Source organism: Bartonella sp. AA83SXKL, from assembly GCF_042196965.1.
Taxonomy (GTDB): Bacteria; Pseudomonadota; Alphaproteobacteria; order Rhizobiales; family Rhizobiaceae; genus Bartonella.
On sequence record NZ_JBHIRG010000153.1, the window covers coordinates 1 to 778 of the forward strand.

A 778-nucleotide genomic window follows, 5' to 3' on the forward strand; every position below is an offset into this window, starting at 1 on the left:
GAAAAAGAGTGTACAGCTCTGGTTGACATCATGAGTCTGGTAGAAAAGGTTTTAGTTTTAAAACTCCAAGATGATGTACCGAATATTGTTAAGATTTTAGCAGTTCTAACAGATTTTGGCGATTCAGAGTTACCACATAGCATGGATTCTTTGTTGCGCGCTTACGAACCAGATTTGGATAACCCTATTAAAAAGGTTGCTTAAAATGAAACATCCCCTTCCCCATCTTTAAGGTGGGGAGGTGATTTAAAGATCAAGTTGTGAATGAGAACCAAGACGCACTAAAACTAGCCTATCTTGACCAATCAAGCGATAAATCAACACTAGATCAGGTCGAATATGACAATCTCGGTAATTACTCCAATTTCCAGTCAATGCATGATCACGGTACCGTATCTCTAAAGGTTGATCGTTTGCTAATGCTGCGATGACTTTGCGTAAATCAGTATCTAAAAGATGCCGATGTTGTCCTTTCATCTCACGCTTGAAATCACGTTTGAAGATAGTCGTACGTTCAATCGTCCGCATAAAGATCATCAAATAATTCGTCTACGGAATGAAACTTTTTTAAGTTGCCTTCATCAACTTCAGCAAAAGCTGCTATGGTTTCTGCATTGGGTTGAAACAAAACAGATGGAATAGCTTTATCTTGCGCGATACGAGTCATCAATACCCTCACAACATCACTCACTGTCAAACCTGAAGCTTGAATAACTTGACTAGCGACATTTTGAATTTCTTCCGGTACACGTGCTTGAACCATGCGACTGGTAGCCAT

3 protein-coding genes are annotated in these 778 nt (G+C 39.6%); 1 reads left to right on the plus strand and 2 read right to left on the minus strand.

Going from position 1 to position 778, the window contains the following annotated elements; translation table 11 throughout:
• A partial coding sequence (locus ACFINO_RS10265) for a hypothetical protein (protein WP_375655722.1) occupies nt 1–204 on the plus strand: 204 nt, incomplete at its 5' end.
• 42 nt (nt 205–246) lie between these two features.
• On the opposite strand, the gene ACFINO_RS10270 is transcribed toward ACFINO_RS10265, so the two are convergent.
• Nucleotides 247–528, minus strand: coding sequence for a type II toxin-antitoxin system YafQ family toxin (locus ACFINO_RS10270; RefSeq protein WP_011180281.1), 282 nt, complete (start codon nt 526–528; stop codon nt 247–249).
• Nucleotides 515–778 (minus strand): type II toxin-antitoxin system RelB/DinJ family antitoxin (locus ACFINO_RS10275; protein ID WP_011180280.1); only part of this gene is annotated, 264 nt, incomplete at its 5' end. The genes ACFINO_RS10270 and ACFINO_RS10275, both read right to left, overlap by 14 nt.